Origin of the sequence: Nonomuraea africana (assembly GCF_014873535.1) — a bacterium.
Taxonomy (GTDB): domain Bacteria; phylum Actinomycetota; class Actinomycetes; order Streptosporangiales; family Streptosporangiaceae; genus Nonomuraea; species Nonomuraea africana.
This window is the reverse complement of record NZ_JADBEF010000001.1, coordinates 2,804,804-2,830,551: the sequence shown is the minus strand read 5'-3', so window position 1 is coordinate 2,830,551 and position 25,748 is coordinate 2,804,804. Positions and strand designations below refer to the sequence as shown.

Annotated in this window: 27 protein-coding genes; 14 read left to right on the top strand and 13 right to left on the bottom strand. The window is 71.2% G+C overall.

Going from position 1 to position 25,748, the window contains the following annotated elements:
- The first annotated feature begins 52 nt into the window (after positions 1-52).
- From H4W81_RS13305 to H4W81_RS13290, 4 genes are all read left to right on the top strand, one after another.
- Positions 53-688: a DedA family protein gene (locus H4W81_RS13305; protein WP_225958598.1), complete on the top strand. Its 636-nt coding sequence runs from the start codon at positions 53-55 to the stop codon at positions 686-688.
- Complete coding sequence (locus H4W81_RS13300; RefSeq protein WP_192775094.1) at positions 672-1,724, top strand: sensor histidine kinase; 1,053 nt, start codon at positions 672-674, stop codon at positions 1,722-1,724. The genes H4W81_RS13305 and H4W81_RS13300 overlap by 17 nt, the downstream gene beginning before the upstream one ends.
- Entirely contained in the window at positions 1,715-2,356 is a 642-nt protein-coding gene (locus H4W81_RS13295) for a response regulator (RefSeq protein WP_192775093.1), read from the top strand. The genes H4W81_RS13300 and H4W81_RS13295 overlap by 10 nt, the downstream gene beginning before the upstream one ends.
- A 69-nt stretch (positions 2,357-2,425) precedes the next feature.
- Positions 2,426-3,460: a winged helix DNA-binding domain-containing protein gene (locus H4W81_RS13290; protein ID WP_318781713.1), complete on the top strand. Its 1,035-nt coding sequence runs from the start codon at positions 2,426-2,428 to the stop codon at positions 3,458-3,460.
- On the opposite strand, the gene H4W81_RS13285 is transcribed toward H4W81_RS13290, so the two are convergent.
- Entirely contained in the window at positions 3,447-4,541 is a 1,095-nt protein-coding gene (locus H4W81_RS13285; RefSeq protein WP_192775092.1) for an epoxide hydrolase family protein, read from the bottom strand. The genes H4W81_RS13290 and H4W81_RS13285 overlap by 14 nt on opposite strands.
- Before the next feature lie 53 nt (positions 4,542-4,594).
- On the opposite strand from H4W81_RS13285, the gene H4W81_RS13280 reads away from it, so the two are divergent.
- Positions 4,595-5,545, top strand: a complete 951-nt coding sequence (locus H4W81_RS13280; protein WP_192775091.1) for a helix-turn-helix transcriptional regulator — start codon at positions 4,595-4,597, stop codon at positions 5,543-5,545.
- Between the two features lie 5 nt (positions 5,546-5,550).
- Positions 5,551-5,967, top strand: coding sequence for an SRPBCC family protein (locus H4W81_RS13275; RefSeq protein WP_225958597.1), 417 nt, complete (start codon positions 5,551-5,553; stop codon positions 5,965-5,967).
- A gap of 20 nt (positions 5,968-5,987) precedes the next feature.
- On the opposite strand, the gene H4W81_RS13270 is transcribed toward H4W81_RS13275, so the two are convergent.
- Positions 5,988-7,592, bottom strand: coding sequence for an FAD-dependent oxidoreductase (locus H4W81_RS13270; protein ID WP_192775090.1), 1,605 nt, complete (start codon positions 7,590-7,592; stop codon positions 5,988-5,990).
- Positions 7,593-7,601: 9 nt separating this feature from the next.
- A complete protein-coding gene (locus H4W81_RS13265) occupies positions 7,602-8,210 on the bottom strand; it encodes a TetR/AcrR family transcriptional regulator (protein WP_192775089.1) in 609 nt (202 codons plus the stop codon).
- 216 nt (positions 8,211-8,426) lie between these two features.
- On the opposite strand from H4W81_RS13265, the gene H4W81_RS13260 reads away from it, so the two are divergent.
- Positions 8,427-10,352 carry a PQQ-binding-like beta-propeller repeat protein gene (locus H4W81_RS13260; protein ID WP_192775088.1) on the top strand — a complete coding sequence of 642 codons (1,926 nt, stop codon included), beginning with the start codon at positions 8,427-8,429 and terminating at the stop codon, positions 10,350-10,352.
- 55 nt (positions 10,353-10,407) lie between these two features.
- Here H4W81_RS13260 and H4W81_RS13255 read toward each other — a convergent pair whose 3' ends face one another.
- Positions 10,408-10,779, bottom strand: a complete 372-nt coding sequence (locus H4W81_RS13255) for a 5-carboxymethyl-2-hydroxymuconate Delta-isomerase (RefSeq protein ID WP_192775087.1) — start codon at positions 10,777-10,779, stop codon at positions 10,408-10,410.
- 317 nt (positions 10,780-11,096) lie between these two features.
- On the opposite strand from H4W81_RS13255, the gene H4W81_RS13250 reads away from it, so the two are divergent.
- On the top strand, positions 11,097-11,723 hold the full coding sequence (locus H4W81_RS13250) for a TetR/AcrR family transcriptional regulator (RefSeq protein ID WP_192775086.1): 627 nt from the start codon (positions 11,097-11,099) through the stop codon (positions 11,721-11,723).
- Positions 11,724-11,735: 12 nt separating this feature from the next.
- On the opposite strand, the gene H4W81_RS13245 is transcribed toward H4W81_RS13250, so the two are convergent.
- Positions 11,736-12,674: a TIGR03885 family FMN-dependent LLM class oxidoreductase gene (locus H4W81_RS13245; RefSeq protein ID WP_192775085.1), complete on the bottom strand. Its 939-nt coding sequence runs from the start codon at positions 12,672-12,674 to the stop codon at positions 11,736-11,738.
- Between the two features lie 126 nt (positions 12,675-12,800).
- Between H4W81_RS13245 and H4W81_RS13240 the strand changes: the two genes are divergently transcribed.
- Complete coding sequence (locus H4W81_RS13240; protein ID WP_192775084.1) at positions 12,801-13,067, top strand: DUF1876 domain-containing protein; 267 nt, start codon at positions 12,801-12,803, stop codon at positions 13,065-13,067.
- 18 nt (positions 13,068-13,085) lie between these two features.
- Here H4W81_RS13240 and H4W81_RS13235 read toward each other — a convergent pair whose 3' ends face one another.
- The 3 genes from H4W81_RS13235 to H4W81_RS13225 are packed head-to-tail and all read right to left on the bottom strand — an operon-like array spanning position 13,086 to position 14,541.
- Positions 13,086-13,271, bottom strand: coding sequence for a WYL domain-containing protein (locus H4W81_RS13235; protein ID WP_192780774.1), 186 nt, complete (start codon positions 13,269-13,271; stop codon positions 13,086-13,088).
- 26 nt (positions 13,272-13,297) lie between these two features.
- A complete protein-coding gene (locus tag H4W81_RS13230; protein ID WP_192775083.1) occupies positions 13,298-13,765 on the bottom strand; it encodes a MarR family winged helix-turn-helix transcriptional regulator in 468 nt (155 codons plus the stop codon).
- 11 nt (positions 13,766-13,776) lie between these two features.
- Positions 13,777-14,541 carry a TetR/AcrR family transcriptional regulator gene (locus tag H4W81_RS13225; protein ID WP_192775082.1) on the bottom strand — a complete coding sequence of 255 codons (765 nt, stop codon included), beginning with the start codon at positions 14,539-14,541 and terminating at the stop codon, positions 13,777-13,779.
- Between the two features lie 64 nt (positions 14,542-14,605).
- On the opposite strand from H4W81_RS13225, the gene H4W81_RS13220 reads away from it, so the two are divergent.
- On the top strand, positions 14,606-15,448 hold the full coding sequence (locus H4W81_RS13220; protein WP_192775081.1) for a siderophore-interacting protein: 843 nt from the start codon (positions 14,606-14,608) through the stop codon (positions 15,446-15,448).
- 89 nt (positions 15,449-15,537) lie between these two features.
- Complete coding sequence (locus H4W81_RS48550) at positions 15,538-15,663, top strand: hypothetical protein (protein WP_264083158.1); 126 nt, start codon at positions 15,538-15,540, stop codon at positions 15,661-15,663.
- An 18-nt stretch (positions 15,664-15,681) separates the two neighbouring features.
- Here the strand turns inward: H4W81_RS48550 and H4W81_RS13215 are convergent, their stop codons facing one another.
- From H4W81_RS13215 to H4W81_RS13205, 3 genes are all read right to left on the bottom strand, one after another.
- Positions 15,682-16,917 carry a tryptophan 2,3-dioxygenase family protein gene (locus H4W81_RS13215; RefSeq protein ID WP_192775080.1) on the bottom strand — a complete coding sequence of 412 codons (1,236 nt, stop codon included), beginning with the start codon at positions 16,915-16,917 and terminating at the stop codon, positions 15,682-15,684.
- Between the two features lie 163 nt (positions 16,918-17,080).
- Positions 17,081-17,944 (bottom strand): hypothetical protein, encoded by an 864-nt coding sequence (locus H4W81_RS13210; protein WP_192775079.1) that lies wholly within the window; start codon positions 17,942-17,944, stop codon positions 17,081-17,083.
- Positions 17,945-18,015: 71 nt separating this feature from the next.
- Positions 18,016-19,347, bottom strand: a complete 1,332-nt coding sequence (locus H4W81_RS13205) for a serine hydrolase domain-containing protein (protein WP_192775078.1) — start codon at positions 19,345-19,347, stop codon at positions 18,016-18,018.
- Between the two features lie 62 nt (positions 19,348-19,409).
- On the opposite strand from H4W81_RS13205, the gene recD2 reads away from it, so the two are divergent.
- Positions 19,410-21,605 (top strand): SF1B family DNA helicase RecD2, encoded by a 2,196-nt coding sequence (recD2, locus tag H4W81_RS13200; protein WP_318781712.1) that lies wholly within the window; start codon positions 19,410-19,412, stop codon positions 21,603-21,605.
- Positions 21,606-21,768: 163 nt separating this feature from the next.
- The gene (locus tag H4W81_RS13195) at positions 21,769-22,908 is read left to right on the top strand and encodes a L,D-transpeptidase (RefSeq protein WP_318781711.1); all 1,140 of its coding nucleotides are present in this window, start codon (positions 21,769-21,771) and stop codon (positions 22,906-22,908) included.
- Between the two features lie 33 nt (positions 22,909-22,941).
- Here the strand turns inward: H4W81_RS13195 and H4W81_RS13190 are convergent, their stop codons facing one another.
- On the bottom strand, positions 22,942-23,562 hold the full coding sequence (locus H4W81_RS13190; protein ID WP_192775076.1) for a TetR/AcrR family transcriptional regulator: 621 nt from the start codon (positions 23,560-23,562) through the stop codon (positions 22,942-22,944).
- 83 nt (positions 23,563-23,645) lie between these two features.
- Between H4W81_RS13190 and H4W81_RS13185 the strand changes: the two genes are divergently transcribed.
- Positions 23,646-24,647, top strand: coding sequence for an SDR family NAD(P)-dependent oxidoreductase (locus H4W81_RS13185; protein ID WP_192775075.1), 1,002 nt, complete (start codon positions 23,646-23,648; stop codon positions 24,645-24,647).
- A 295-nt stretch (positions 24,648-24,942) separates the two neighbouring features.
- Here the strand turns inward: H4W81_RS13185 and H4W81_RS13180 are convergent, their stop codons facing one another.
- The gene (locus tag H4W81_RS13180) at positions 24,943-25,713 is read right to left on the bottom strand and encodes a TetR/AcrR family transcriptional regulator (RefSeq protein ID WP_192775074.1); all 771 of its coding nucleotides are present in this window, start codon (positions 25,711-25,713) and stop codon (positions 24,943-24,945) included.
- Positions 25,714-25,748: the final 35 nt, after the last annotated feature.

Below are 25,748 nucleotides of genomic sequence, written 5' to 3'. Positions count from 1 at the left end.
TCGGAAGATGACCGCATTCGCACACCGTTGGCTCGCTCATAGGCTCGAGGGCATGACAACTAACGACGGGATCGCCGGGTGGGCCACAGGCCTGATGGAGACCATGGGTGCGCCCGGCGCGGGGTTGGCCATCGCGCTGGAAAACCTCTTCCCGCCGCTGCCGAGCGAGGTGATCCTCCCTCTCGCCGGATTCACCGCAGGTCAGGGCCGCATGGGGCTGGTCGCGGCGCTGGTGTGGACGACCGCGGGCTCGGTCATCGGCGCGCTGGCCCTCTATCTGGTCGGCGCCCTGCTGGGCAGGAACAGGGTGGTGGCCATCGCGGGACGGCTGCCGCTGGTGAAGGTCTCCGACATCGAGAAGACCGAGGCGTGGTTCGCCAAACACGGTGTGAAGACGGTGTTCTTCGGGCGGATGATCCCCATCTTCCGCAGCATGATCTCGATCCCCGCGGGGGTGGAACGCATGCCGGTCGGGGTGTTCCTTCTCTTCACCACCCTTGGCAGCGCGATCTGGAACACCATCTTTGTGATGGCGGGCTACCTCCTGGGCGAGAACTGGGAGCTCGTCGAGGGCTACGTCGGCATCGGCACCAACGTCGTCATCGGCGTGGTGGTGCTGGCCGTGCTGATCTTCATCGGGGTACGGCTCGCCGAGCGCCGCAAGGGCAAGCATGCGGGTCGTAGCTAGCGTCACTCTGGGAGCGCTGACCGCCGTCGCCGAGCTGGTCGCGCTCCCTTTTCTCGCCCACCCCCGCCTCGCCGGCCGCGCCGCACAGGTGGCGCGGCTGGAGACGCGGCGGCTGGGCGTGCGGGTCGGCGACTTCTCCCGCGGCCAGGCGCTGCGCTACCTGGCGATGCGGGCGCCGGTGGGGGTGCTGGGCGGCCTCGTGGTCGCCCTGCTGGTCATCGGCGTCGGTACGGCGCTGCGCATCGTGTGGACGTGGGCGCACGGCGAGGCCTTCGACGGCATGTACATGACCCCCGCCATCCTGATCTACCTGACGGTCGGGGGTGTCGTGCTGCTCTTCCTTGACCTGTCCGGCATCGTGGGCGTGCAGGCGCTCGAGCGCCGCCTCGCGCTGCACATGCTCGGCCCGCACTCCACCGAGGCGCTCGAACGCAGGATCGCCGAGCTCGCCGAGACCCGCGCGGGCGTCCTGGCCGCCGTCGACGCAGAACGCCGCCGCATCGAGCGCGACCTGCACGACGGCCTCCAGCAGCGGCTCGTGGCGCTGGCCATGGTGATCGGCAGGGCGAAGCGCGGCCGCGTCGAGCTGCTCGAACAGGCCCACGAGGAGGCCCAGCAGGCCCTCGCCGAGCTGCGCGAGGTGGCGTGGCGGGCCTATCCGAGCGGCCTGGACACCCTCGGCCTCGGCGAGGCGCTGGCCGCCGTCGCCGAGCGCTCCGCCGTACCGGTGAAGGTGAGCTGCGAGCTCGGGTCGCGGCCGCCGCGCGAGGTGGAGACGGCCGCGTACTTCCTGGTCTGCGAGGCGGTGACGAACGCGGCCAAGCACGCCGCGGCCGGGCTGATCACCGTGGAGGTCGCCGTCGATGGGACAATGCTCGTCGTGAGCGTCCGAGACGACGGCAGGGGCGGGGCCGACCCGTCGGGAGGCGGTCTGTCCGGCCTGGCCCGCAGGGTTGCCGCGCTCGACGGCGCCTTCACGGTGTCGAGCCCGGCGGGCGGTCCGACCGAGGTGCGGGCGGAGCTGCCGTGCGGGTGATCCTGGCCGAAGACTCGACGCTGCTACGCGAGGGCCTGGTCAGGCTGCTGGCCGAGGAGGGCCACGACGTGCTCGCCGCCGTCGGCGACGGCGCGGCGCTGGTCGAGGCGGTGGCGGCCGAGCGGCCCGACATCGTGGTGGTCGACGTGCGGATGCCGCCCACGCACACCGACGAGGGCCTGCGCGCAGCCCTGGAGATCAGGAGCCGCTGGCCGGAGGTCAGGGTGCTGGTGCTGTCGCAGTACGTCGAGAAGAGATACGCCACCGAGCTGATGTCCGGCGACGTCGACGGCGTCGGCTACCTGCTGAAGGACAGGGTCGCGCAGGTCGGCGACTTCCTCGACGCGCTCGAACGGGTCGGCGAGGGCGGGGCGGCCTTCGACCCCGAGGTGGTACGTCAGCTGCTGGCTCGCACGCCGCAGGTGGACCCGCTGGCCAGGCTCACGCCGCGCGAGCGCGAGGTGCTCGAGCACATGGCGCAGGGCTATACCAACGCCTCCATCGCCGAGGCGCTGTTCGTCTCGCAGAGCGCGGTGGAGAAGCACGTCAACTCGGTCTTCGACAAGCTGGGCCTGTCCCACACCACCGGCTACAGCCGCCGCGTGCTCGCGGTGCTGCGCTTCCTGTCCTAGCCCTGGGCGCCCGCGGGCGGCATGGCGGCCGCGGTCGGGAACGTCGGTGACGCTGGCTAGGGTGGACGCGTGATCAGCCAGCGGGCGCTCAATCGCGCCACCCTCGCCAGGCAGCTGCTCCTGCGCCGCCACGCGATGAGCCCCCTGCGAGCGATCGAGCATCTGGTCGGGCTGCAGGGCCAGGCCCCCTTCGCCCCCTACTTCGGGCTGTGGTCGCGGCTGGAGCGCTTCGCGCCGAAGGAACTGTCCGACCTGCTGCTCGGCCGCGAGGTCGTGCGCATCACGCTCATGCGCGGCACCGTCCACCTGGTCAGCGCCCTCGACTGCCTGGCCATCAGGCCGCTCATCCAGCCGATGCTCACCCGCGCCCTGGCCGCCAGGACGGTCGACGGCCTCGACCACGACGCGGTGGTGGCCGAGGGCAGGGCGCTGCTGACCGAGCGGCCGCTGTCGGTCAAGGCCATGACGCCGCTGCTGGCCGAGCGCTTCCCCGAGGCCGAGCCCGCCGCCCTGCCGGTGATCCTGCGCTGGTTGCTGCCGATGGTCCAGCTGCCTCCGCGCGCGGTGTGGGGCAAGTCGGGCGACGCGGTCCTCACCCCCGTGGAGGCCTGGCTCGGCCGCGACCTCGACCCCGCGCCCGACCTCGCGGCGCTGCTGACCCGCTACCTGGCCGCCTTCGGCCCGGCCACGGTCGCCGACATGCAGGCGTGGTCGGGCCTGACGGGCCTGCGCGCCACCGTCGCCCGTATGGACCTGGTCGATCTCGGCGGCGGCCTGCTCGACCTGCCCGACGCGCCCCGCCCCGAAGAGGACACCCCCGCGCCCGTCCGGCTCGTCGCCCCCTTCGACAACCTCGTGCTCAGCCACGCCGACCGCACCAGGGTCATCTCCGACGAGCACCGCAAGCGCGTCATCACCATCAACGGCCAGGTCCACGGCACCGTCCTGGTCGACGGCTACGTCCAGGGCAGCTGGAAACGCACCGCCGCCACGGTGACGGTCACCCCGTTCGGCCCCGTCCCGCGCGAGGAGATCGAGGCCGAGGCCCTCGCTCTCCTCGCCTTCGCCGAGCCCGGCAAGAAGCCGGTCATCAGATTCGGCTGAAGAACGCGCGGATGTCGGCGGCCAGCAGGTCGGGCTCCTCCATCGCGGCGAAGTGGCCGCCCCTGTCGAACTCGCTCCAGTGCACGATGGCGTTGGTCGCCTCCGCCAGCGCCCGCACCGGCTTGGCGTTCTCGGCCGGGAAGACCGCGATGCCCGTGGGCACCTCCAGCCGCCGTGGCCGGCTCCATGACCTGGCGAACTCGTAGTAGAGCTGCGCCGACGATCCCGCCGTGCCGGTCAGCCAGTAGATCATCACGTTCGTGAGCATGAGGTCGCGATCCACCGCTTCTTCGGGCACGTCCTTGGAGTCGGTCCACTCCTTGAACTTCTCCACGATCCAGGCGAGCTGGCCGGCCGGGGAGTCGTGCAGGCCGTAGGCGAGTGTCTGCGGCCTGGTGGCCTGGATCTTCAGGTAGCCGGTCCGGTCCTCGAAGGCGTCGTAGTCGGCCAGGCGCCGCCTGTCGTCCTCGCTCAGCTCGGACAGGTCGCCGAAGGGGAAGGTGAGCAGGAAGTTCAGGTGCACGCCGATCACCCGCTCGGGCTCGGCGATGCCCAGTTCGCGGGAGATGCCCGAGCCCCAGTCGCCGCCCTGCGCGCCGTACCGCTCGTAGCCGAGACGGCTCATGAGCTGCGCCCACGCCCGCGCCACGCGGGCGAGATCCCACCCGGCCTCGGCCGTCGGCCCGGAGAAGCCGTAGCCGGGGATGGAGGGGATCACCAGGTGGAAGTCGCGCGACAGCGGCTCGACGAGGTCGACGAACTCCACGAACGACCCTGGCCAGCCGTGGGTGAGGATCAGCGGCGTCGCGTCCTCGCGCGCCGAACGGACGTGGACGAAGTGCACGTTCGCACCGTCGATCTCGGTGGTGAACTGCGGCAAGGAGTTGAGGCGCGCCTCCTGCGCCCGCCAGTCGTAGCGCTCGAGCCAGTAGGTCACCAGCTCCCTGAGGTATCCGGTCGGCACGCCGCGGCTCCAGCCCTGCCCAGGAATCTCCGAGGGCCAGCGGGTACGGCTCAGCCGGTCGCGCAGATCGTCGAGGTCGGCCTGGGGGACATCGATGCGGAACTCCCTGATTTCCATACCTCGACGGTAGAAGCAATAAAGGACAGCTGCCGCCCTTAATATGCACGTTCATGACCTCGGCCCGGTTGCTCCGACTGCTGTCGCTCTTCCAGTCCCGTCGCGACTGGACCGGCGCCGAGCTCGCCGAACGGCTGGAGATCGACGTCCGCACGCTCAGGCGCGACGTCGAGCGGCTGCGCGAGCTCGGCTACCCGGTCCACGCGGCCAGGGGAGTGGCGGGCGGCTACCGCCTGGGCGCGGGCGCCGCCCTGCCCCCGCTGCTGCTGGACGACGAGGAGGCGGTCGCCGTCGCCGTCGGCCTGCGCACCGCCGCCGCGGGCACGGTGACGGGCATCGAGGAGAGCTCGGTGCGCGCGCTGGCCAAGCTCGAACAGGTCCTGCCCGCCCGGCTGCGCTCGCGTGTCACCGCCCTGCAGGAGGCGACGGTCACGATGGCGGGCGGCACCCCGCAGGTCGATCACGCCACGCTGACCGCGATCGCCGCCGCCTGCCGCGACCGGCAGCGCCTGCGCTTCGACTACCTCGCCTTCCGCGGCGAGGCCGCCCGCAGGCACGTCGAGCCGCTGCGCCTGGCCCACCTCGGCCGCCGCTGGTACCTGCTGGCCTGGGACGTCGACAGGGCCGACTGGCGCACCTTCCGCGTCGACCGCGTCGGCACCCCCTCGCTGGGCGCCCGCTTCACCCCGCGCGAGCCGCCCGCCGCCGACCTGGCCGCCTACATCTCCCGCCGGGTCGCCTCCTCCGTCTACCGCTACCGCGCCCGCGTCACCGTGCACGCCCCGATCTCCCGGGTACGGCAGCGCGTGAGCCCGACGATGGGCACGCTCACCTCCATCGACGACGGCTCCTGCCTGCTGGAGGTGGGGGCCGACTCGCTGGAGGGCATCGCCTACCTGGTGGGCATGATCGGCGCGGAGTTCGAGGTGCACGAACCGCCCGAGCTGCCCGCGGCGCTGGCGGAGCTGGCCGGAAGGCTGCTGAGGGGCGCGGGCGTAGGCTAGGGATCATGCCGACCCGCCTGGCCGTGGCCGTGGAGACCGACGTTCCCCCGGCGCGGCTGTTCGAGGTGCTGACCGACTGGCCGCGCCACCCCGAGTGGATGTTCCTCACCAGGGCGCGCGTCGTCGCGGGCGACGGCCGCGGGGCGGGGACCGAGCTGGCCGCCTTCACGGGGGTCGGCCGGATCGGCTTCCTCGACACGATGACCGTCACCCGGTGGGAGCCGCCGGAGGTGGTCGCGGTCACCCATACGGGACGGCTGGTCCGCGGCACCGGGGTCTTCAGGATCGGCGGCGGACGGCTCATCTGGGCGGAGGAGTTGTCCCTGCCGTTCGGTCGGCTGGTGCGACCGGCAGCCAAGATCTTCATGCGCTGGACGCTGCGCCGCCTCATCCGAGCCGCCACGTCCGGCCGCGCACGGTAGCCCGAGCGCCACTTCCGGGGTCAGGCGCCTTGGAGGACGCGTTGGAGGCCGTCGGTGAGGGCGTCGGCGGGGTCCTGACCTGAGGCCTCCTCCGCGCGCCATGCCACGAACCCGTCAGGGCGGATCAGGACCGCTGCGCCGCCGGTGACGCCGGACAGCCTCGCCCACCGGCCCACGGGGTCCGCGAGCTGTGGCAGCGCGCACTGCGCCTCCTCTCGAACGACGCGGTACGCCGTGAGCGGCAGGCCGTCCCGCCCGGCGACGGCGGAGGCGGCCTCGACCCAGGCCGCGCCGCCTGGCCCGGCGAGCAGCACGAGCCCCGAAGCCCAGAGGTCGACGGTGGAGACCTGCTTGCCGTCCCGCAGCAGCCACACGTGCGGGGCGCGGGTGCCCGGGCGGCCGGTGGGCCGCCGCGGGTCCTCGACGGGCGCCTCGCCCGCGCGGTAGTGGTAGCCGAACTTCATGGCCACCTCGTCGATGAGCTCGATCGCCGCCACCTCGGACGGCAGGTCGGCGCCGAACCACGCCCTGCCCGTGGCCAGCGCCTGCTCGACGGTCAGCTGGGCGACCGGACGTCGTTCGGCGTCGTAGGTGTCGAGGAGCGCGGCGCCCGCCCAGCCGTGCAGGACGTAGGCGAGCTTCCACGCCAGGTTGGCGGCGTCCTGGATGCCGGTGTTGGCGCCGTAGGCCCCCGCGGGAGGCATGACGTGGGCCGCGTCCCCTGCGAGGAACACCCGGCCCTCGGCGAACCTGTCGGCCACGGCGGCGGTCATCTGCCAGGGCAGGACGTCGAGTGGTTCGACCGCCAGATCGGGCAGTCCCACCGCTGCTCTGGTCAGTTCGACGCACCGTTCCCCGGTGAACTGGTCCGCGCTCTCTCCACGGTCGGGACGAAAGGTGACGTGGAGCGCGATCTTGTCGCCGACGACGCGGACCATCCCGGAGAAGCGCGGGTTGTCCACCTGGCAGATGGCGAACCTCCTGTCGCGCAGGGCCGCTCCCAGATCGGCGCGGACCATGATGCCGGCCACGTGCTCCAGCACGCCCACCCCGCTCGTGCCGATGCCGAGCCGGGCGCGGACGGCGCTGGCGGCCCCGTCGGCGGCGACCAGGTAGTCGGCGCGCACGGTTACCCGGGTGCCGCTGGAGCGCACGGTCAAGGTCGCGGTCACCCCGTCGGACGCGCTGTCGAACTCCGTGAGCTCGGTGCCGAACCGCAGGTCGGCGCCGAGCGCCTCGGCGTGCTCGCGCAGCACCGGTTCGAGCACGTCCTGGGACAGCACCGCGTCGTCGCAGGGAGAGACGTCGGCGAAGCCGTCCTGCACGCTGTGGGCGTTGGGTGGGGCGAGCCAGTGGTGGTTCGGGCTGGTCAGGCTCTCCGCCCACAGCAGGCCCGAGCCGTTCAGCCGCCACGGGCCGGCGGCGCGCACCGCCTCCTCCATGCCCGCCGCGCGGAACAGCTCCATGGTGCGGGCGTTGTAGCCGGGGGTGCGGGGATGGATGGACGTGCCGGCATGGCGCTCGACGAGCACCACGTCGACGCCGTGCCGGCGGAGGAACAGGGCGGTGGACAGGCCGACGAGACTGCCGCCGACGACCAGTACCTGCGTTCGCTCATGGGACATGTCGTCTCCTCATGGTGATCTTTCGATCGAGGCCAGCAACCGGTCGAACTCGCCGGGAAGGCGCGCATCCACGCCGGCGGGCATGGGGGGCCTCATCACCATGCCGAGCACCATGTAGATGATCAACGCCGAGACGGTTCCCGCGTCGAGATCAGGGCGAACGCGGTCCTCTCGCTGCCCGGCTTCGAGCCAGCCGGTGATGGTGTCGTGCCAGTCGTCGTGCCAGTGGGCGAGCATGGCACGCATCGCCGGGTCCTCGCGGGAGGCCCAGGTCATCTCGTGGAGCAGCCGGAAATGCCCCGGCTCCGCCTCGGCCTGGAGGGACAGGCCGGTGAGCATCGTCCTGAGCGCGGCCAGGCCGTCGGCCCAGTCGGTCTCCAGCCGCAGGGGAGCCAGCATCCTCTCCCTGATCGTGTGCTCCAGGACCGCCCGCACCAGGTCGTCCTTGGTGGGGAAGTAGTAGTGCAGGGTCGCGACGGTGATGCCGGCCTCGGCGGCGATGTCGCGGGTGCGTGCGCCGGCCAGTCCGGACCTGACCATCGCCCGGTAGCCCGCCGCGACGAGCCGTTGCCTGCGCTCCTCCGAACGTGGCCCCGGCGTGGCCCTCTTGACCGTCATGGCTCGCCCCCTTGTTTTCTATCAATTGATAGAAAACGTAGGCCGGACTCCTCCCGCTGTCAATCACTTGATTGAAGACCGTTCCTCTCGAAGGGCGGTCTCGCGATGGCGTGCGCGAATATGCGCGGCGGAGGTATTGCTCGATCGTTTCCGCGCATGGTACGACTTGAGCGAATATCGGCCTGGTCCGTAATAAGCCCCTCGAGAGGCAAGTGGATGAGAAGGATACGGTTCGCCACGGCGTTGACCCTGGCTCTGGCCCTGGGGCTGGCGAGCGCCCCCGCCGCGGCGAGCGCGGCGCCGGTCATCGAGGACCTCGGCCCGGCCTCGGAGGTGACCTCGATCAGCGCGGCCGAGTTCGTCGGCGACCGCCTCTACCTGGGCACCGGCGGCATCAAGCCGACCAGGATCGGCGCCTACGACCCGGCCCAGCGCAAGGTCACCTCGATCACCGAGCTGCCCACCGGCGACGGCACGTGGGCCGCCGCGGCGGTCGGCACCGACCTGTACGTCGGGACCTACACCCCGGGCGACATCCACAAGGTCGACACCCGCACCGGCACGGCCGCGAAGGTCGCCGACGTACGGCCCGACAACTTCATCTGGTCGCTCGACGCCGCCCCCGACGGCAAGATCTACGCCGGCACCTACCCCAGGGGCCGCGTCGTCGAGTACGACCCCGCCACCGGCAGGACGCGCGACTTCGGCCAGGCCGTCGCGGGGGAGCAGTACGTGCGCAGCATCGCGGTCGACGACACCACGATCTACGCGGGAGTCGGCGCCAAGGCCCACCTGATCGCCATCGACAGGGTCACCGGCGCCAAGCGCGAGCTCCTTCCCGCCGAGCTGGCCGACCGCACCTTCGTCGCCACCCTGGCGCTGGAGGGCGGCCTGCTGGCGGCGGGCCTGTCGGCCACGGGCGACCTGATGCTGATGGAGACCGCCGATCCCTCGCGCCACGTGCTGGTCGACGCGCCCGGCGACTCCTACGTCACCGCCATCGGCATCGACGCGCCCAACAACGACGTCTACTTCGGCACCAGGCCCTCGGGCACGCTCTACCGCTACGACCGCGACACCGCCCAGCTCGACCGGCTGGCGGTGCCGTACGACGGGGCGTCGTTCAACCGGATCTTCGTCAGCGGTGGCACGGTGACGGGCGTGCTGACCAGCTCGGTCGTGGAGTACGACGTGGCCGGCGGCGAGCTCACCGGCGTGGACCTCACCGAGGCGGGCATGCCGCCCGCGCCCGAGCTGGCGATGGCGGTCACCGCGACGCGCGACCAAGTACTGGTCAGCGGCAAGGCGGGCATCCAGGTGCACGACCTGGCCACCGGCGGCAGCACCCGCACGTTCCTGCCCGGCGAGGCCAAGGCGATGACGGTCGTCGGCAAGCAGGTCTACCTGTCGGTCTACACCCTCGCCTACCTGTTCGGGATGCGGCCCGACGGCACCGACCTGCGCAGGCTGACCCGCGTCGGCGAGGAGCAGAACCGCCCGCTGGACGCCCACTACGACCCCGTCAGCGGGCGGCTGCTGGTCGGCACCCAGCCGGAGTACGGCCTGCACGGCGGCGCGCTGGCCCTCTACGACCCGCGCGGCGACCGGATCGAGACGTTCAGGAACATCATCGAGAACCAGTCGATCCGCTCGGTCACCGCCAAGGCCGGCACCGCCTACGTCGCCAGCGAGATCAGCGGCGGCCTCGGCACCACCCCGGTGGCGAAGGAGGCCAAGCTCGCCGCCTTCGACCTGCGCACCAAGCAGGTCCGCTGGTCGGTCACCCCCGTCCAGGGCGCGACCGTGCTCTCGGAGCTGGTCTCCCACGGCGCCATGCTGTACGGCATCGCCGACACCGGCGTGCTGTTCGAGTTCGACCCGAGGAGCAGGCAGGTCACCAGGACCGTCCAGGTGCCGCTCAGCAAGTCGCGCACCGGCACGATCGTGCGGGCCGGCGGCGACCTCTATGGCACCGACGGGGAGAGCGTCTACCGGATCGACCCGCTGACGATGACGCTCTCCACCGTCGTCGACGGGCTCGCCGCGCAGGCCTACGGCTCCCAGCCGCTGCTGGCCGCGGCGCCTGACGGGAGCGCGCTCTACGCCCTGCGCGGCCGCAACCTCGTGCGCGTCGTGCTCTGAGGCGCGCGGCTCATCCGCCGCCCGCCCCGCGAGGTCGGGACGGGCGGCGCCGCCTTCATGCGCGGCCGGTGTCGACGCGCTTGTGATAGGTGGCGCTGTCGAGATCGCGGATCTCGACCGTCGTCTGAACGGTGAGACCCGGCGGCGGGGTCAGGTGGTCGGCGGCCACGGACAGGGCGGTGGCGGCCAGATGGCGCTTGGTGTCCTGGTCGCGTCCTGACAGGATCGCCACCTCCACGTGGAGCATGGCCTGGGCGGGCGAGCCGTCGCCGATGACCTCGTCGTCGACGCGGTAGGAGCGGGACTTGAAGCTCTCGAGCTCGCTGTCGATGATCGGCGCCGCCGCGGTGTGCAGGGCCAGGGCGAAGGCGCGGCGGTCGAAGGCGTCCTGCAGGCTCGCGGAGTACTCCACGGTGATCTGCGGCATGGGGTTTCAGTCCTCCGGAAGGGTGTCGTAGCGTACGAATGAGAATGGATGCTGACGGGGAACCAGCCCCCCGTCCAGGTCGCAGCCTCCTGCGGCGGAGCCCTCCTCTCCATCATCAGGGCCTACATCGAACAACAGCGCCGACCAACGTGACCGCTTCCGGGTCGCGCTCCGGGCTGCCCCGCCTGCCGGCGGGCCATCCCGTAAGTGCGGAGGTGGGCCGTAGTTTGCCTCTTTTATCCGCACGGGAGCTATTTGACCGGTATTTATCGATCACGTGATTTGCCCAGCCGACGGCGGATTCTAGGGTCACCTGTATGACGCCAGGAAAAGGGGGTGAGCGGGAGCGCATCCTCCAGGCCGCGACCAAGCTGTTCGCCGCGCTCGGCTACGACGCGACCGATATCGGGCAGATCGCGGAGACCGCCGGGTTGACCGCGAAGACGGTGAGCTCCCACTTCGGCTCCAAGCGCGACCTGTACCTCGCGGTGATGGAGCGCGCGCACACGGTCCACGCGGCCATGGTGAAGGCAAGGATCAAGGATGTGCAGGCCGCGCCGCCCGAGGACAAGGTGGCCGCCGTGCACCGGTTCATCGACGCCTACATCGACTTCTCCGCCGACCACCCCGAGGTGCCCGCGCTGTGGATGCACCGCTGGCTGTCGGACGCCAGCGACGTCAGCAACCTCGAGGCGAAGTACGCCCAGCCGCTGGCCGAGTTCGCCATCGAGAACATCATCCCGGCGTCGAACATCGAGCACGCCGACGTGCACTACACGATCAACTCGATGATCTGGTGCGTGCACGGATTCGTCCTGAGCGGCGTGTTCGACACCGCGGCGCAGCGGCGCGGCCCCGACGACCCGCGCGCCATGCGGCGCTTCCGCGCCCACATGCACCAGATGATCCACCGCACTCTCGGACTGCCCGGCGCGCCGCCGTGACCCGGCGCCGGCTCACTTGACGATCTCGGCGAAGGCCTCGATGAACGGGCGCTGCTCCCGGCCGACATGGTGGAGGAAGATCTCGTCGAACCCCTGCTCGGCGTAGGAGTGCAGGAGTTCCGCGTGGCGGCCCACCTCGGCGGAGACGTGCACGACCTCGGCCACCTTCTCGGGCGAGACGTCACGGGAGACGATGTCGAACAGCTCCACGCGGTCGAGGTCCCAGCAGACCGGCGGCGCGAACACGTTGGAGCGCCACTGGTCATGGGCCAGCCGCAGCGCCTCCTCCTCGGTGGGCGCCCAGCTCAGGTGGACCTGCAGCCGCAGCCGGCCGCGCCCGCCCGCCTCCCGGTAGGCCCGCGCCACGCCCGCCGCCTGCGGCCCGCCCACGGTGATCAGCCCGTCGGCCCACTCGGCGCACCAGCGGGCGGTCTCCTCGCTCACCGCCGCCCCGACGAGGTCGGGCGGTTCGGTGGGAAGCGTCCAGAGCCTGGCCCGGTCCACGGTGACCAGCCCTTCGTGGGTGACCTCCTGGCCTGCCAGCAGCGCCCTGATGACGTCCACGCACTCGCGCAGCCGGGCGTTGCGCACCTGCTTGCGCGGCCACGGGGCGCCGGTGATGTGCTCGTTGGAGGCCTCGCCGCTCCCGAGCGCGGCCCAGAACCGGCCCGGGTACATCGAGTCGAGCGTGGCGATGGCCTGCGCGATGATCGCGGGGTGGTAGCGCTGCCCCGGCGCGTTGACGACTCCGAACGGCAACGACGTACGCTCCAGCGCGGCGCCCAGCCACGACCAGGCGAAACCCGACTCGCCCTGCCGCTCGCTCCACGGCGAGAAGTGGTCCGACGACATGGCCGCGCCGAAGCCGGCCTCCTCGGCGGCCGTTACGGCATCGAGAAGGTCTCGGGGCGGCACCTGCTCGTGCGAGGCGTGGAATCCGTACGTAGGCATGGCGCCGCTGCTACCCGATCGCGCCCGAGGCGAACCTCCTGGGTGGTTGGCCTCGCGCTTGTCACCCTTATGGGGGGATGCTGGGTATATGACCGTATCGTCACCTTCGTTACATCTGGAGTCGTCATGAAAACCGAGGAATGGACCGTCAAGATCCTCATCAGCGAGGACGACGAGGACAAGCGCACCTCAGCCACCGCCGTGTTGTACACCGCCGGCAACCAGCGGCACCAGAGCGTCGGCTACGCCCGGCGCAACCCCGACGACCGCCCCGTCCCCGAGATCGGCGACGAGCTGGCGGCCGGCCGTGCCCTGATGGACCTGGCCGACAAGCTCCTCGGCGACGGGGCCGAGGACATCGCCGAGATGTCGGGACCCGCGCGAACCGTCTGAGCCTCCCCGCCGGGACGCTCAGCCCATCGCCTTGATCGAGGACACCGCACAGGTGGCCGCGTCGACCCCGCCGGGCAGCTCACGCGCCCCGACGCGGACACCTGTGCGGTGCGGCGCACCCATGCGGTCCACGCGGAAGATCCGCCAGTCCGACCGGTGCTCGTCGAAGGCCACCAGGTACCAGCGGTGGTTGACCGCGGCCAGGCCGTACGGCGCGCTGGCCTCCTGTGCTACAGGTGTCTGGCGGCTGCGCTGATCCTGTCGCGCATCGGACGGCGGCGCAGCGCCTCCAGCGTCTCGTCGATCAGGCGGCTGAGCGGGTAGGGCAGCTCGGCCTCGAGCTCGGCCGCCGCGGCGGCGGTCGCGGTCCACTCCTTGTCCAGCGCCGGCAGCAGCGCCTCGGCCTTGCCGGTCAGCCGCACGATGCGCTGGCGGGCGTCGGCGCCGGGGGAGAGGGCGACCAGGTCCTCCTTGGCCATCTGCGCGACCGTCTGGCTGGCGGCCGAGTGCGTCACGCCGATCGCGCGGGCCAGGTCGCGGATGGAGGCGGGACCCTCGGCGGCCAACTGGCGCAGGATCGGGGTGAAGCGGGGGCGGAAGCCGGCCAGCCCGAGGGAGGGGTAGAGCGCGGTGACGCCGTCGTCGAGCAGGTCGAGGAGCAGGCGCAGCCGTGTGCCCAGCAGCTCACTGGATTCCATGGACACCAACTCTAGGCGCGAGTGGCGGCCTCGATGCCGTCCAGCAGGACGGCCAGCCCCGACTGGAAGGCCTGCCGGGCCGCCGCCTCCAGGTACGGCTCGCCCGCCACCGGCGAGATGGGCTCGCTCTCCAGCCACACCGCCATCGGGAACCGCTCGGCGAAGTCGGGAGCGACCTCCAGCAGCAGCGAGGAGCGCGCCGTCCACCACTCCTCGTCGGCCACCCCGGTCTCCGACGGCGCCCTGCGCGCCTCGGAGATCGTCCTGGCGGCCCCCCGTACGACGTCGAACAGGGCGGCCACGACGCCGCGCAGCACCCGGGGCCCCAGCCCGGTCGCGGCCAGGACGCGGGCCAGCGTGTCGAGCATGGCGAACTCGTGCGGGCCCAGCACGGGACGGGCCTGCGAGACCTGGAGCGTCCACGGGTGGCGCACGTAGAAGGCGCAGGTGTCGCCCGCCCACGCCGTCAGCGCCGCTCTCCAGCCCTCGTCCAGGTCATAGTCCGTGGGCAGTTCGGCCAGCGCCCTGTCGTGCATGAGGTCGAGCAGCTCGCTCTTGTTCGGCACGTAGGTGTAGAGGGCCATCGCCGTACGGCCCAGCCGCTCGCCGACGGCGCGCATCGACAGCGCCGCCATCCCGGCCTCGTCGGCGACCGTGATCGCGGTGTCCACGATGAGGCCGACGCTGAGGCGCGGCTTCGGCCCTGGCTTCGGCTTGGTCTCCTCCTTGGCCCGCCACAGCGCCGCCACCGAGCCCTGACCTGCGAACACGGTCACCTTGCAACTCCTTACAGCATAAACTAATCTGCTCGAGCTAACTCTTTACGGCATAAGGATATGCATGTCGCTGCCAGTCTCCCTCATTCGCGTCCTGCGAGTCGTGCCCCTGACCCCGCACATGGTCCGGATCACCTTCACCTCCGGCGGCCTCGAGCCCTTCTTCCGCGACGAACCAGATCTGCAGGTCAAGCTCTACTTCCCCAGGCCGGGCCACGACGTGGTGCTGCCCGAGGCGGGCGACGACCTGATGGCCTGGTACCAGGCCTTCAACGCCATCCCCGAGAACGAGCGGCCGTGGATGCGCAGCTTCACCCTCAGGAGCCACGGCGAAGGCGTCATCGACATCGACTTCGTCCTGCACGGCGACACCGGGCCCGCCACCCGCTGGGCCCAGCGCGCCCGGCCGGGCGACACGCTCGGCATCTTCGGGCCCTCGCCCTACTTCGCCAGGCAGCCCCCGCTGGACGAGTCCATCACCGCCGCCGACTGGCTGCTGATCGCCGGCGACGAGAGCGCGCTGCCGGCCATCGGCACCCTGCTCGACTGGCTGCCCGAGGGGCACAGGGCCGTGGCCTACATCGAGGTCGCCGACGCCGCGGAGGAACAGCCCTGCCCGAGCGCGGGCGCGGCCGCCGTCCACTGGCTGCACAGGGGGCAGGAGCCGGTGGGGGAGGCGCTGCTGCGGGCCGTACGGCAGGCGGACCTGCCCGAGGGTCGGGTCTTCGCCTGGATCGCCGGGGAGTCGGGCACGGTCAGGGCGCTGCGCAGGCACCTGGTCGACGACCGCGGGATCGACAAGCGCGCCATCGACTTCGCCGGTTACTGGCGGCTCAAGCTGACCCAGGACGACGCCCCCACCGCCGAGGACCTCGCCGAGGCCGACGAAAGGCTCCGAACCGGCTAGCCGACGGACAGGCCCACCGCAGCTCTTCGCCCTGAAGAGAGCCGCTAAAACAATTGCCGTCGATTCGGGCCGTGTGAAAGAAAGTGTCAGTGATCCGAGTCGAGGGATTGACCAAGGTCTTCCGCCGCCCCCGCACTTTCACCGGCCCGTTCGGCGCCGTCCGCACCCGCATCTGGCGGGCGCAGCTGCTGCACTACCAGAGCGTCGGCAGCTGATCGGGGCCTCCCGCGGCGTCAGGAGGCCTCGCCGAGCTGGTGGAACAGGCGGTTGTCCAGGCACTGCGTGAGGTAGGGGACGCCGGAGGTGTGGCCCGACCCGGGCGCGTCACCCAGCATGCGCACGGCCAGCGAGCGATGCGTGGACTTCCAGCGCTGGTGGACGGCCTCCAACCGGGCGAGCGCGGCGTCGAGCGCCGCCCACTGCGCCGGGTCGAACCCCGCCTCGCCGCGGAGCTCGAGATATGCCCCGGTGAGGCTGTCGTGGTCGCGCTCCGCCTCGGCGCGCACCACCGGCACGCTCGTGAAGGCGGATGAGTGCAGCCGCGGGTCGGGCGGCGGACCGCACAGGATCTCGAACCGCTTGTACTGCTCGGACTGGATGGCGCTGGCGCCGTCGGTGTACTGCCGGAAGCCGCAGAACTGTTCTGGCCGCATCGTGGCGACCATCCGGAACAGCGACGCCGCGCGCTCGAACACCGCGACCGCGTGATCCACGCGCGCCACGCAGGACTCCACCCGCCCCTCGCGCAACGCCGCGATCGCGGCCCTCATGTCGGACGCGATCGTGGTGAAGATCATTTCATGGGTCTGCAGGACGCGGATGAAGAAGTACTCGTCGTGCAGGACGTACACCGGCTGCACGGTGACGCCGAACCACTGGCCGGCCGGGGTCGCCGGGGGCCTGGGCAGGTGGTCGAGGAGTTCCTCCGGCCGGGACTCGGCCACCGTCCGAGCCAGCAGGGACGGCGGGGCGTCGAGGTCGTCGGCCACGAACCGCAGCGCGTGCCGCAGCCGCTTGCGCAGCGTCATCGGATCCGGCCGCCCCCTGGCCGGGAACTCCGCCGAGCCGCCCGCCGCCTCGATCTCGAACCGCACGACGTCGGAGATCAGCAGGGTGGCCAGCCGGGACGGGCTCAGCCCTGAGCGCTGATCGTCCAGCAGGCGTTCCAGAAGCGACAGCGCCAGATACGTCCGGTTCCAGAAACGTCCCTCGTGCTTGTCCAACAGGCAGTCGAGGAACGCGTCGAGAAACGGATCAGGCCCGGCGCGCTGGCCGCGGACGTCGCTCAGCTCGACGAGCAGCCGCTCCGGCAGGAAGTGCTTCCCTCCTCGGCGGACCTGGCCGGTGGCCAGGCGCGCCAGGGAGATCCCGTCGACCACCTCGGCCATCGGCCCGCCCTCGGGCGATCGGCGGCACGCATGGCGAGGGCGGGGCATGACGGCGTTGAGAGCGTGCTTGAGACTGATCATTAGAGGCAACTCCATCCCTGGTGGGCGGTTCGTGCCTTTTCTAGCCCCTAATGGTTATGAGTCCCTTTCAGCCGGCTTGCAGGGTCATCCCGCCGCGGGGCCGTCCCGCAGGACGCCGCGCACGGTGGTCACGGTGTGTCGCACCCGCCGCCGAGGAAGGGGCCTAGCCGAGCCTGCCGTTGCGGCGCAGGATCTCCAGGGCGTTGACGGTGGTGGCGCCGCGCCAGTCCAGCGCCCCCGCCGGGGAGATCGTCGCGTAGTCGACCGTCCACCCGCCGTCCGCCTCCTGCAGGCTCTCCAGCCGGTCGAGGTCCGCGGCCACCGACTCGGGCGTGAACAGCTCCCGCGAGGGCAGGCCGGGGGCGGGGGAGAAGTCCAGCGGGCGCAGCATCTCGTGCTCGGTGCCGCCCTCCACGTGCAGTTCCCCGTGGGGCGGCACGAACTCGCGCAGCCGGTCGAGCAGGTCCGACGCGCCGGGCTGGGTGTCGAGGAAGCGCACCGCGAAGGCCAGGACGTAGGCGTGCGGCCGCTCCTTGAGCCCGGCGATGGCCTCCAGGCAGTAGCCGGTCGCCCGCGCCAGCCACGGGTGCGCGGCGACGGCGGCGTCGTGGGCGGCCACGCGCCAGGCCGCCGCCGTCGTCACCGCGGTGATCTGCAGCGACGACACCGAGGGATCCGCGCCCTGCCACCACGGCGCGGTCGCCTCGGTGACCGTCAGCGGCAGCGCGAACGGCAGGCCGCCGTCGGGCAGCGTCACCGTCTGCAGCCAGTCGCACAGCTCGGCCGCGCGCGGGCTCGGTGCCACCTCGAACACCTCGAAGGCGTGCAACGCGGCGCCCGGCTGGCTCTCGGGCGAGCGCAGGTCGGGCTCCAGACCCCAGCCGTAGCCGCCGTCGGCGTTGCGGTAGCCCTCGAGCGCGGCCAGCGTGGCGGCCCGGCCCCCGCGGCCCATCATCAGCTCGAAGCGGCGCCGGTCCAGTAGACGCGCGTGGCCGGCCATGAACGAGTCAACCTTGTCGATATCCATGGCAGCCATCCTGCACCCGCTTCGAGCTGGGGTCTTGTAGATATCAGCCGAGCCCCGCCTTCAGCTGACGGTCATGCCGTCCAGTCTCCGGGCCCGCCGGGAATCGGCGCGGCCTGGTCATAGGGTTCGCGGGTGAAGATGAAGGTGTTCAGATCGAGGTAGCCGTCGCCTGCCCTCAGCACCTCCCCGGCATAGTAGCCATCGAGCCCCAGCCACGTGCCGTCGGGCTGGGCCACGAAGCGGGAGGCGCGGCCGGTGCCGCGCACGGGCGTGAGCGACAGGCCCCGCTCGGGCAGCAGCCTCAGCAGGTACGGCGTCGGCCCCCAGTGCCACAGCCCGGTCAGGGCCAGCAGGTCGGGGTCGGCCGCGACCGGCTGCCACGGTTCGGGCAGGCGCGGTTCGTGCTCGGCCAGGATGGCCAGCAGGTCGGTCATCAGCGTGCCGCGCACCCCCGCGGTGGTGTTGGCCATGAACAGCACGCCGACCCGCTCGGCGGGGTCGGCCCAGACGGTGGCCAGGAAGCCCGGCATCGATCCGGTGTGGCCGGCCAGGCGGCGTCCGGCGTGGCGCAGCAGCTGCAGGCCCAGGCCGTAGCCGGCGCTCCAGGCGTCGTCGTCGGCGACGGTGGCGGGCTCACGCATCTCGGCCAGCGTCGACTCCTCGAGCACCCCGTCGCTGGAGCCGGCCAGGAAGATCGCCCATCGGGCCAGGTCGGCGGGCGTGGACCACAGCTGGCCCGCGGGCGCCATCGAGGCGGCGTCGTGCTCGGGCTCGGCCAGCAGCACGTCGGCGAACGGGTGCACCGCGTAGCCGGTCGCGTGCGGCGCGCGCGGCCTGGCGGTGGTGTCGTTCATCCCGAGCGGCTCGAGGACCTCCCGCCGGACCGCCTCGAGCCACGGCATGCCGCGATGGCGCGCCACCAGCTCGCCCAGCAGCCCGAAGCCGAGGTTGGAGTAGTGGAAGCGGCGTCCCGGCCGGTGCCTGGAGCTGTCCGGCCCCAGCCGCCCCAGGAGGTCCTCCATCGGCAGCCCCGGCGTGCGCTCCCACCACTCGGTCGGCGGCTCGGCCGTCAGCCCGCCGGTGTGCGAGAGCAGCTGCGCGATCGTCACCTGCTCGAAGGGGGTGCCCTCGACGTGCTTGCCGATCGGGTCGAGCAGGTCGACGAGGCCCTCGTCGCGCAGCCGCATGACGACGACGGCGACCATGCTCTTGGTGATCGAGCCGAGGCGGTACTGCGTGTCGCGGGTGGGCTCGCCCTCGCCTACCTTGCCTCTGCCGCCGAACCACGCCACCTGGCCGTCGCGGACGATCGCCGCCGTCAGCGACGGCACCCTGGACTCACTCTGCTCCACGGCCAGCCGGCGCAGCAGCGCCCTGGCGGTGGACTCACCCACTTCACTCATAACGCCGAAGGGTATCGAGAGACACGTGGGACGCCGAAAAGATCGCCTTTAGGATGGTCGGCGTGGAGAACGGCAGCGTGCTGGAGGCGGTGCTCGAGCGGATCACCTACGCCAACGAGGAGAGCGGCTACACCATCGCCCGCGTCGCCACCGAGCGTTCCGGCGCCGAGCTGCTCACCGTGGTGGGTCCGCTGCTGGGCGCGCAGGTCGGCGAGTCGCTGCGGCTGACCGGTCGCTGGACCTCCCACCCCCGCTACGGCCGGCAGTTCGAGGTCTGGTCCTACGCCACCGTGCTGCCCGCCACCGTCCAGGGCATCCGCCGGTATCTGGGCTCCGGCCTGATCAAGGGCATCGGCCCCAAGATGGCCGAGCGCATCGTCGACCACTTCGGCACCGACACCCTCGACGTCATCGAGAGCAGTCCCGAACGCCTGGTCGAGGTGCCGGGCCTGGGTCCCAAACGGACCAAGCTGATCGCCGTCGCCTGGGAAGAGCAGAAGATCATCAAAGAGGTCATGATCTTCCTGCAGGGCGTGGGCGTGTCCACCTCGATCGCGGTGCGCATCTTCAAGCAGTACGGCGAGGCGTCGATCTCGGTCGTGCGCGGCCAGCCGTACAAGCTGGCCGACGAGGTGTGGGGCATCGGTTTCAAGACCGCCGACACCATCGCCCAGGCGGTCGGCATCCCGCACGACAGCCCCGAACGCGTCAAGGCCGGCCTGCGCTACACCCTGTCGCAGGCCGCCGACGACGGCCACTGCTACCTGCCCGCCCCCAACCTCGTCGGCGACGCCGTCAAGATCCTCGAGGTGCCGCCCGAGCTGGTGAAGAGCTGCCTGGAGGAGCTCGTCGCCGAGGAGGGCGTGGTGCGCGAGGACATCCCCGCGGGCGACAACGTGGTGCCCGCGATCTACCTGGTGCCCTTCCACCGCGCCGAGCTGTCGCTGGCCGGCAGCCTGCTCACGCTGCTGCGCACCGGCCGCGACCGGCTGAAGGGCTTCGCCGACGTCGACTGGGTCAGGGCCGAGCAGTGGCTGCACGGCCAGACCGGCGCCGAACTGGCCGCCGAGCAGCGTCAGGCCGTCCGCCTGGCCCTCACCGAGAAGGTCGCCGTGCTGACCGGCGGTCCGGGCTGCGGCAAGTCGTTCACCGTCAGGTCCATCGTGCTGCTGGCCCGCGCCAGGAAGGCCAAGGTCATCCTGGCCGCCCCGACCGGCCGGGCCGCCAAGCGCCTGGCCGAGCTGACCGGCCACGAGGCCACCACCGTGCACCGCCTGCTGCAGCTGCGCCCGGGCGGCGAGGCCACCTTCGACCGCGACAACCCGCTCGAGGCCGACCTGGTCGTGGTCGACGAGGCCTCCATGCTCGACCTGCTGCTGGCCAACAAGCTGGTCAAGGCCATCGCCCCCGGCGCCCACCTGCTGCTGGTCGGCGACGTCGACCAGCTGCCCTCGGTCGGCGCGGGTGAGGTGCTCAAGGACCTGCTGGCCGCCGACGACATCCCCCGGGTACGGCTGACGCAGATCTTCCGCCAGGCGCAGGAGTCGGGCGTGGTGGTCAACGCCCACCGGGTCAACACCGGCCGCCATCCCGTCCTGGAGGGCATGAAGGACTTCTTCCTGTTCCCCTGCGAGGAGCCCGAGGAGATCGCCACGCTCACCGTGGACGTGGTCGCCCGCCGTATCGCCAGGAAGTTCGGCCTCAACCCCCGCCGCGACGTGCAGGTGCTGGCACCCATGCACAGGGGCGCGGCGGGCGCGGGCGCGCTCAACCTGGCCCTGCAGGAGGCGCTGACCCCCGCGCGCGAGGGGATGCCCGAGCGGCGTTACGGCGGGCGCGTCTTCAGGATCGGCGACAAAGTCACCCAGCTGCGCAACAACTACGACAAGGGCGCGGCAGGGGTCTTCAACGGCACCGTCGGGGTGGTCACCGACATCCGGCCCGACGAGCACAAGCTGACCGTCCTGACCGACGAGGAGGAGAGCGTCGACTACTCCTTCGACGAGCTGGACGAGCTGGCCCACGCCTACGCCGTCTCCATCCACCGCTCCCAGGGCAGCGAGTACCCGGCGGTGGTCATCCCGCTGGCCACCAGCGCGTGGATGATGCTCCAGCGCAACCTGCTCTACACCGCGATCACCAGGGCGAAACGGCTGGTGGTGATCGTCGGCTCGCGCCGCGCACTGGCTCAGGCCATCCGCACCAAGGGCGCGGGCCGCAGGCACACAGGCCTGACTCACCGCCTGTCAACTGGTTGACAGCCTTCGGTGTCCTGATTGTTACCGAACTCTCCCATATGATTCGGCATCTAACAGGTATGACCATTAAGGTTTTTGGGTGCGCTTTGCTGCTCTGGGGGAGAGATCTGTGTTGAGTGTTACGCCAGCTTGGAGGAGGCCGGTCGCCGGAGCCGCGGTCATTGTGGCCGCCGCGCTGACGGCGTCGTGCTCGAGCGGCTCGGCCGCCACGGGCGGCCCCGCCGCGGCTGGAGGATCGGGGACGGCCTCGGCGTCGGCCTCGCCCGCCCCCGCCATCAAGATCAGCCCCGCCGAGGGCAGCTCGAAGGTGAAGCCGAACAAGAAGGTCGTGGTCACCGCCTCGGGCGGCGCGCTGGACGAGGTGGTCGTCGAAGGCGGTGGCAAGCAGCTCGAGGGCTCCTTCAACGCCGACAAGACCAAGTGGGTCTCCAAGGACCCGCTGAAGCCGACCAGCAGCTACAGCGTCTCGGCCAAGGCCGGGTCGACCACCGCCGCGGCGAGCTTCAAGACCCTCAAGCCCGAGGTCGAGCTCGAGGTCGCCGACGTCACCCCGAACCAGAAGGGTGAGAAGGTCGGCGTGGGGGCGCCGATCATCGTCACCTTCAACAACCCGGTCGCCGACAAGGAGGCCGTCGAGGGGGCGCTCGAGGTCGAGGCCGAGAAGCCGGTCGAGGGCGCGTGGCGATGGATCAACGACAAGACCGTCATCTACCGCACCGCGAAGTACTGGCCCGCCCACCAGGACGTCAAGCTGACCGCCCGCCTCAACGGCGTGCAGGGCGGCAAGGACATGTACGGCGTGAAGGACTACACGACGACCATCAAGATCGGCGCCAAGCAGATCAGCAAGATCAACACCAAGACGCACATGATGTACGTCTACCGCGACGGTAAGAAGGTCAAGACCATGCGCATCAGCGCGGGCATGGCCACCACGCGGGAGTACACCACCACCTCGGGCGTCCACCTCACAATGGAGCGCGCCAACCCGGTCCGGATGATCTCCCCCGGCCGCAAGAAGGGCGACCCCGGCTACTACGACGTGATGATCAACCACGCCGTGCGCATCTCCAACTCGGGTGAGTACGTCCACGCCAAGAACAACGTGTGGGCGCAGGGCCGGCAGAACGTCAGCCACGGTTGCATCAACTCCCGCCCCGACCAGGCCAAGTGGTTTCACGACACCATGCAGCGCGGCGACGTGGTCGACATCATCGGCACCACCCGCAAGCTGGAGTGGAACAACGGCTGGGGCTTCTGGCAGCTGTCGTTCAAGGAGTGGAAGAAGGGCTCGGCCCTGTAACCGCCCCGTCGCTCTCCCTGAGCCGGCCGCTCGTCAGCGCGGCCGGCCTTCGCATCCCGCGACCAGCTCCATGGCCTGCCGCATCGCGTCGCGCACATCCTCGGGCTGGTCGCCACGCTGGAGGCTGGCCAGCGTCGCGGCGCTCACCGCGCCGACCATCGCGCCCACCAGGGCGGCGGCGGTGACCGGATCCAGCTCCTCCAGATAGGCCCGGTGCAGCGCCTGCGCCAGCTCGGTCTGGGCCGCGACGTACCGCTGCAACATCCGCGCCTGCAGCGCGGGCGCCGACGCCGACAGCCGTACCCGGAGAGCGGCCAGCCCGCTGGTCAGATCGCTGTCCCAGCTGTTGCCGATCATCTGTTCCATCGCCCGCACGAGGACGTCGGGAAAGCGCTCCTCGGCGCTGCGCTCGGCCACCGCCCGCAGCGCCAGGTCGATCCGCACGTCGGCGTTGGCGAACAGCACGTCCTCCTTCGCCTGGAAGTGCAGGAAGAACGTGCGGGTGGACACCTCCGCCGCCTCGGCGATCTCAGCCACCGTGACGTGCTCGTAGCCCTTCTCCTCGAACAGGCCGACCGCCGCGTCGACCAGCGCCTGCCGCGTGCGTCGCTTCTTGCGCTCCCGCAGTCCCACGCTCTGCGCGCTTCCCGTCATGCGCCACATCCTATTGCATTCCATGCATCACTTCATGCAATGTATTACTTCATCAAGTGCACCGAATTGAGGAGTGATCATCCATGGGCAGCTTGGACGGACGCGTCGTTCTCATCACCGGCGCGGGGCGCGGCATCGGGCGAGAGGAGGCCCTGCTCTTCGCGGCCGAGGGCGCGAAGGTCGTGGTCAACGACCCCGGCGTCGCCATCGACGGCACGGGCGGCGACGGCGGCGTGGCCGACGCGGTGGTCAAGGAGATCGTCGCCCGCGGCGGCCAGGCAGTCGCCAACACCGACAGCGTCGCCGACTGGCGCGGCGCCCAGCGCATGGTGGACACGGCCGTGCAGGCCTTCGGCGACCTCCACGTCGTGGTCAACAACGCGACCATCGAACGCAACCGCGCGATGGTGAACCTGTCGGAGGAGGACTTCGACGACGTCGTCGCCGTGAAGCTCAAAGGCACCTTCGCGGTCACCCGCTGGGCGGCCCGGCACTGGCGCGCGCGGTTCGAGGCCGGCGACCGGATCGACCGGGCCGTCATCAACACCTCCTCCGGCTCCGGCCTGCTCAACCCCCTGCCCACGCAGGCCTCCTACGCGGCGGGGAACGCGGGCGTCGCGGCGATGACCACCGTCGGCGCCCTCGAACTCGGCCGGTACGGCGTCCGCGTCAACTGCATCTCGCCCTCCATGGCCCGCACCCGGCTCACCCTCGAGGTCCCCGGGATGAGCGCGGAGCCGTCCCCGGGACGTTTCGACCCGCTGCACCCCTCCACCAGCGCGCCGATCGCCGCCTATCTGGCCACCAGCACCTGCCCGCTCACCGGGCAGGTGCTCTCCGTCCGCGGCGGGTCGGTCGCGGTCAACCACGGCTGGTCGCGCGGCGCGACCATCGACAAGGACGGCCTGTGGACCGTCGCCGAACTCGCCGAGCAGGTGCCCGGCCTGCCGATGAGCGACCCCTTCGACAAGCTCGCCGACGCTCTGGGCCGCGCCCTCGGCCCGGCCGGGCAGAGCGAGATCCAGGAGATGATCAACACGCTCCTCGACCACGGGGCTGAGGAACCGGCGGACAGCTGGAAATGAGCTTTATCGCAGCGTGAGAGGTCGCTCGTGGTCGTGAGGTTCCTCGGCGCGTTGTCTGGCCGCGGCGTCGGCGACCTTGTCCAGCAGCGCGTAGAGCGGGGTGGCCTCGGTGGAGGCGTGGCCGAGGCGGCGGCGGACGGCCTCGATGGAGACGCCGGCGTTGATCTACGACTCCCCACCCGACACCCTTGTCGGCGACGGTGACCGCGATCCGGGACCTGTTCGGCAATCCCGGGCTGGCGGGGGAGTCATGGGCAGCGCAGCACGCGCTGCCGCTGCCATCGCCTGGCCGCTGCTAATCGTCGCGGTCTTCCTGCCCCTCTCGGTGCGCCGCGACCGGAGGCTCGACCGTTGGCGGGAGGGCCGCGGCGATGCAGTCGAGGACGCGCTCCAGCCCGTACCGGAACTGGTCGTCGCGGCTCAGGTGCGGCTGGCGCGCCTGCATCACGATCTTGGTGAAGATCGGGTACTCCCCGCTCTTCACCAGCTGGTGGACGCGCGGGGAGCTCCGCACCATCCACTCCGACTCGCTGAGCCCGCTGCGGCGGACCTCCTCGGCCCAGCTGATCTCCTCGCGGACGGCGCCCTCGATGTAGCCGTTCAGGATGGCCATGAGGCCGAGGTTCTCGTCGATGGAGACGTGGGCGTCGAGGGCTCCCATCACTCGTTCGATAAGGAGCAGCTGGTTGGGGCCGAAGCTGGGCAGTGACCGGTGCACGGTGATGATCCACGGGTGCCGCAGCCACATCGCGCGCATGCCGTCGGCGTAGCGCGTCAGGTCCGCGCGCCAGTCGCCGGAGGGCAGGCCCGCGACGTCGATCTCGCCCATCAGCCGGTCGGCCATGAGCTCGATGAGGTCGTCGCGGCTCGGGACGTACCGGTAGAGCGACATCGCGCCCGCGCCGATCTCGGCGGCGATCCGCCGCATGGTGACGGCCTCCAGCCCCTCGGCGTCGGCGATCCGGACCGCCGCCTCGGTGATCTGCGCGCGGCTGTAGGCCGGCTTCGGCCCGCGGGCCGGGCGCTCGGGCCGCATCCAGATGTTCACGTACTCGGCGTCGGTCACCGTTCCACCCCCTACTTGCGTACATAGTACCCAGT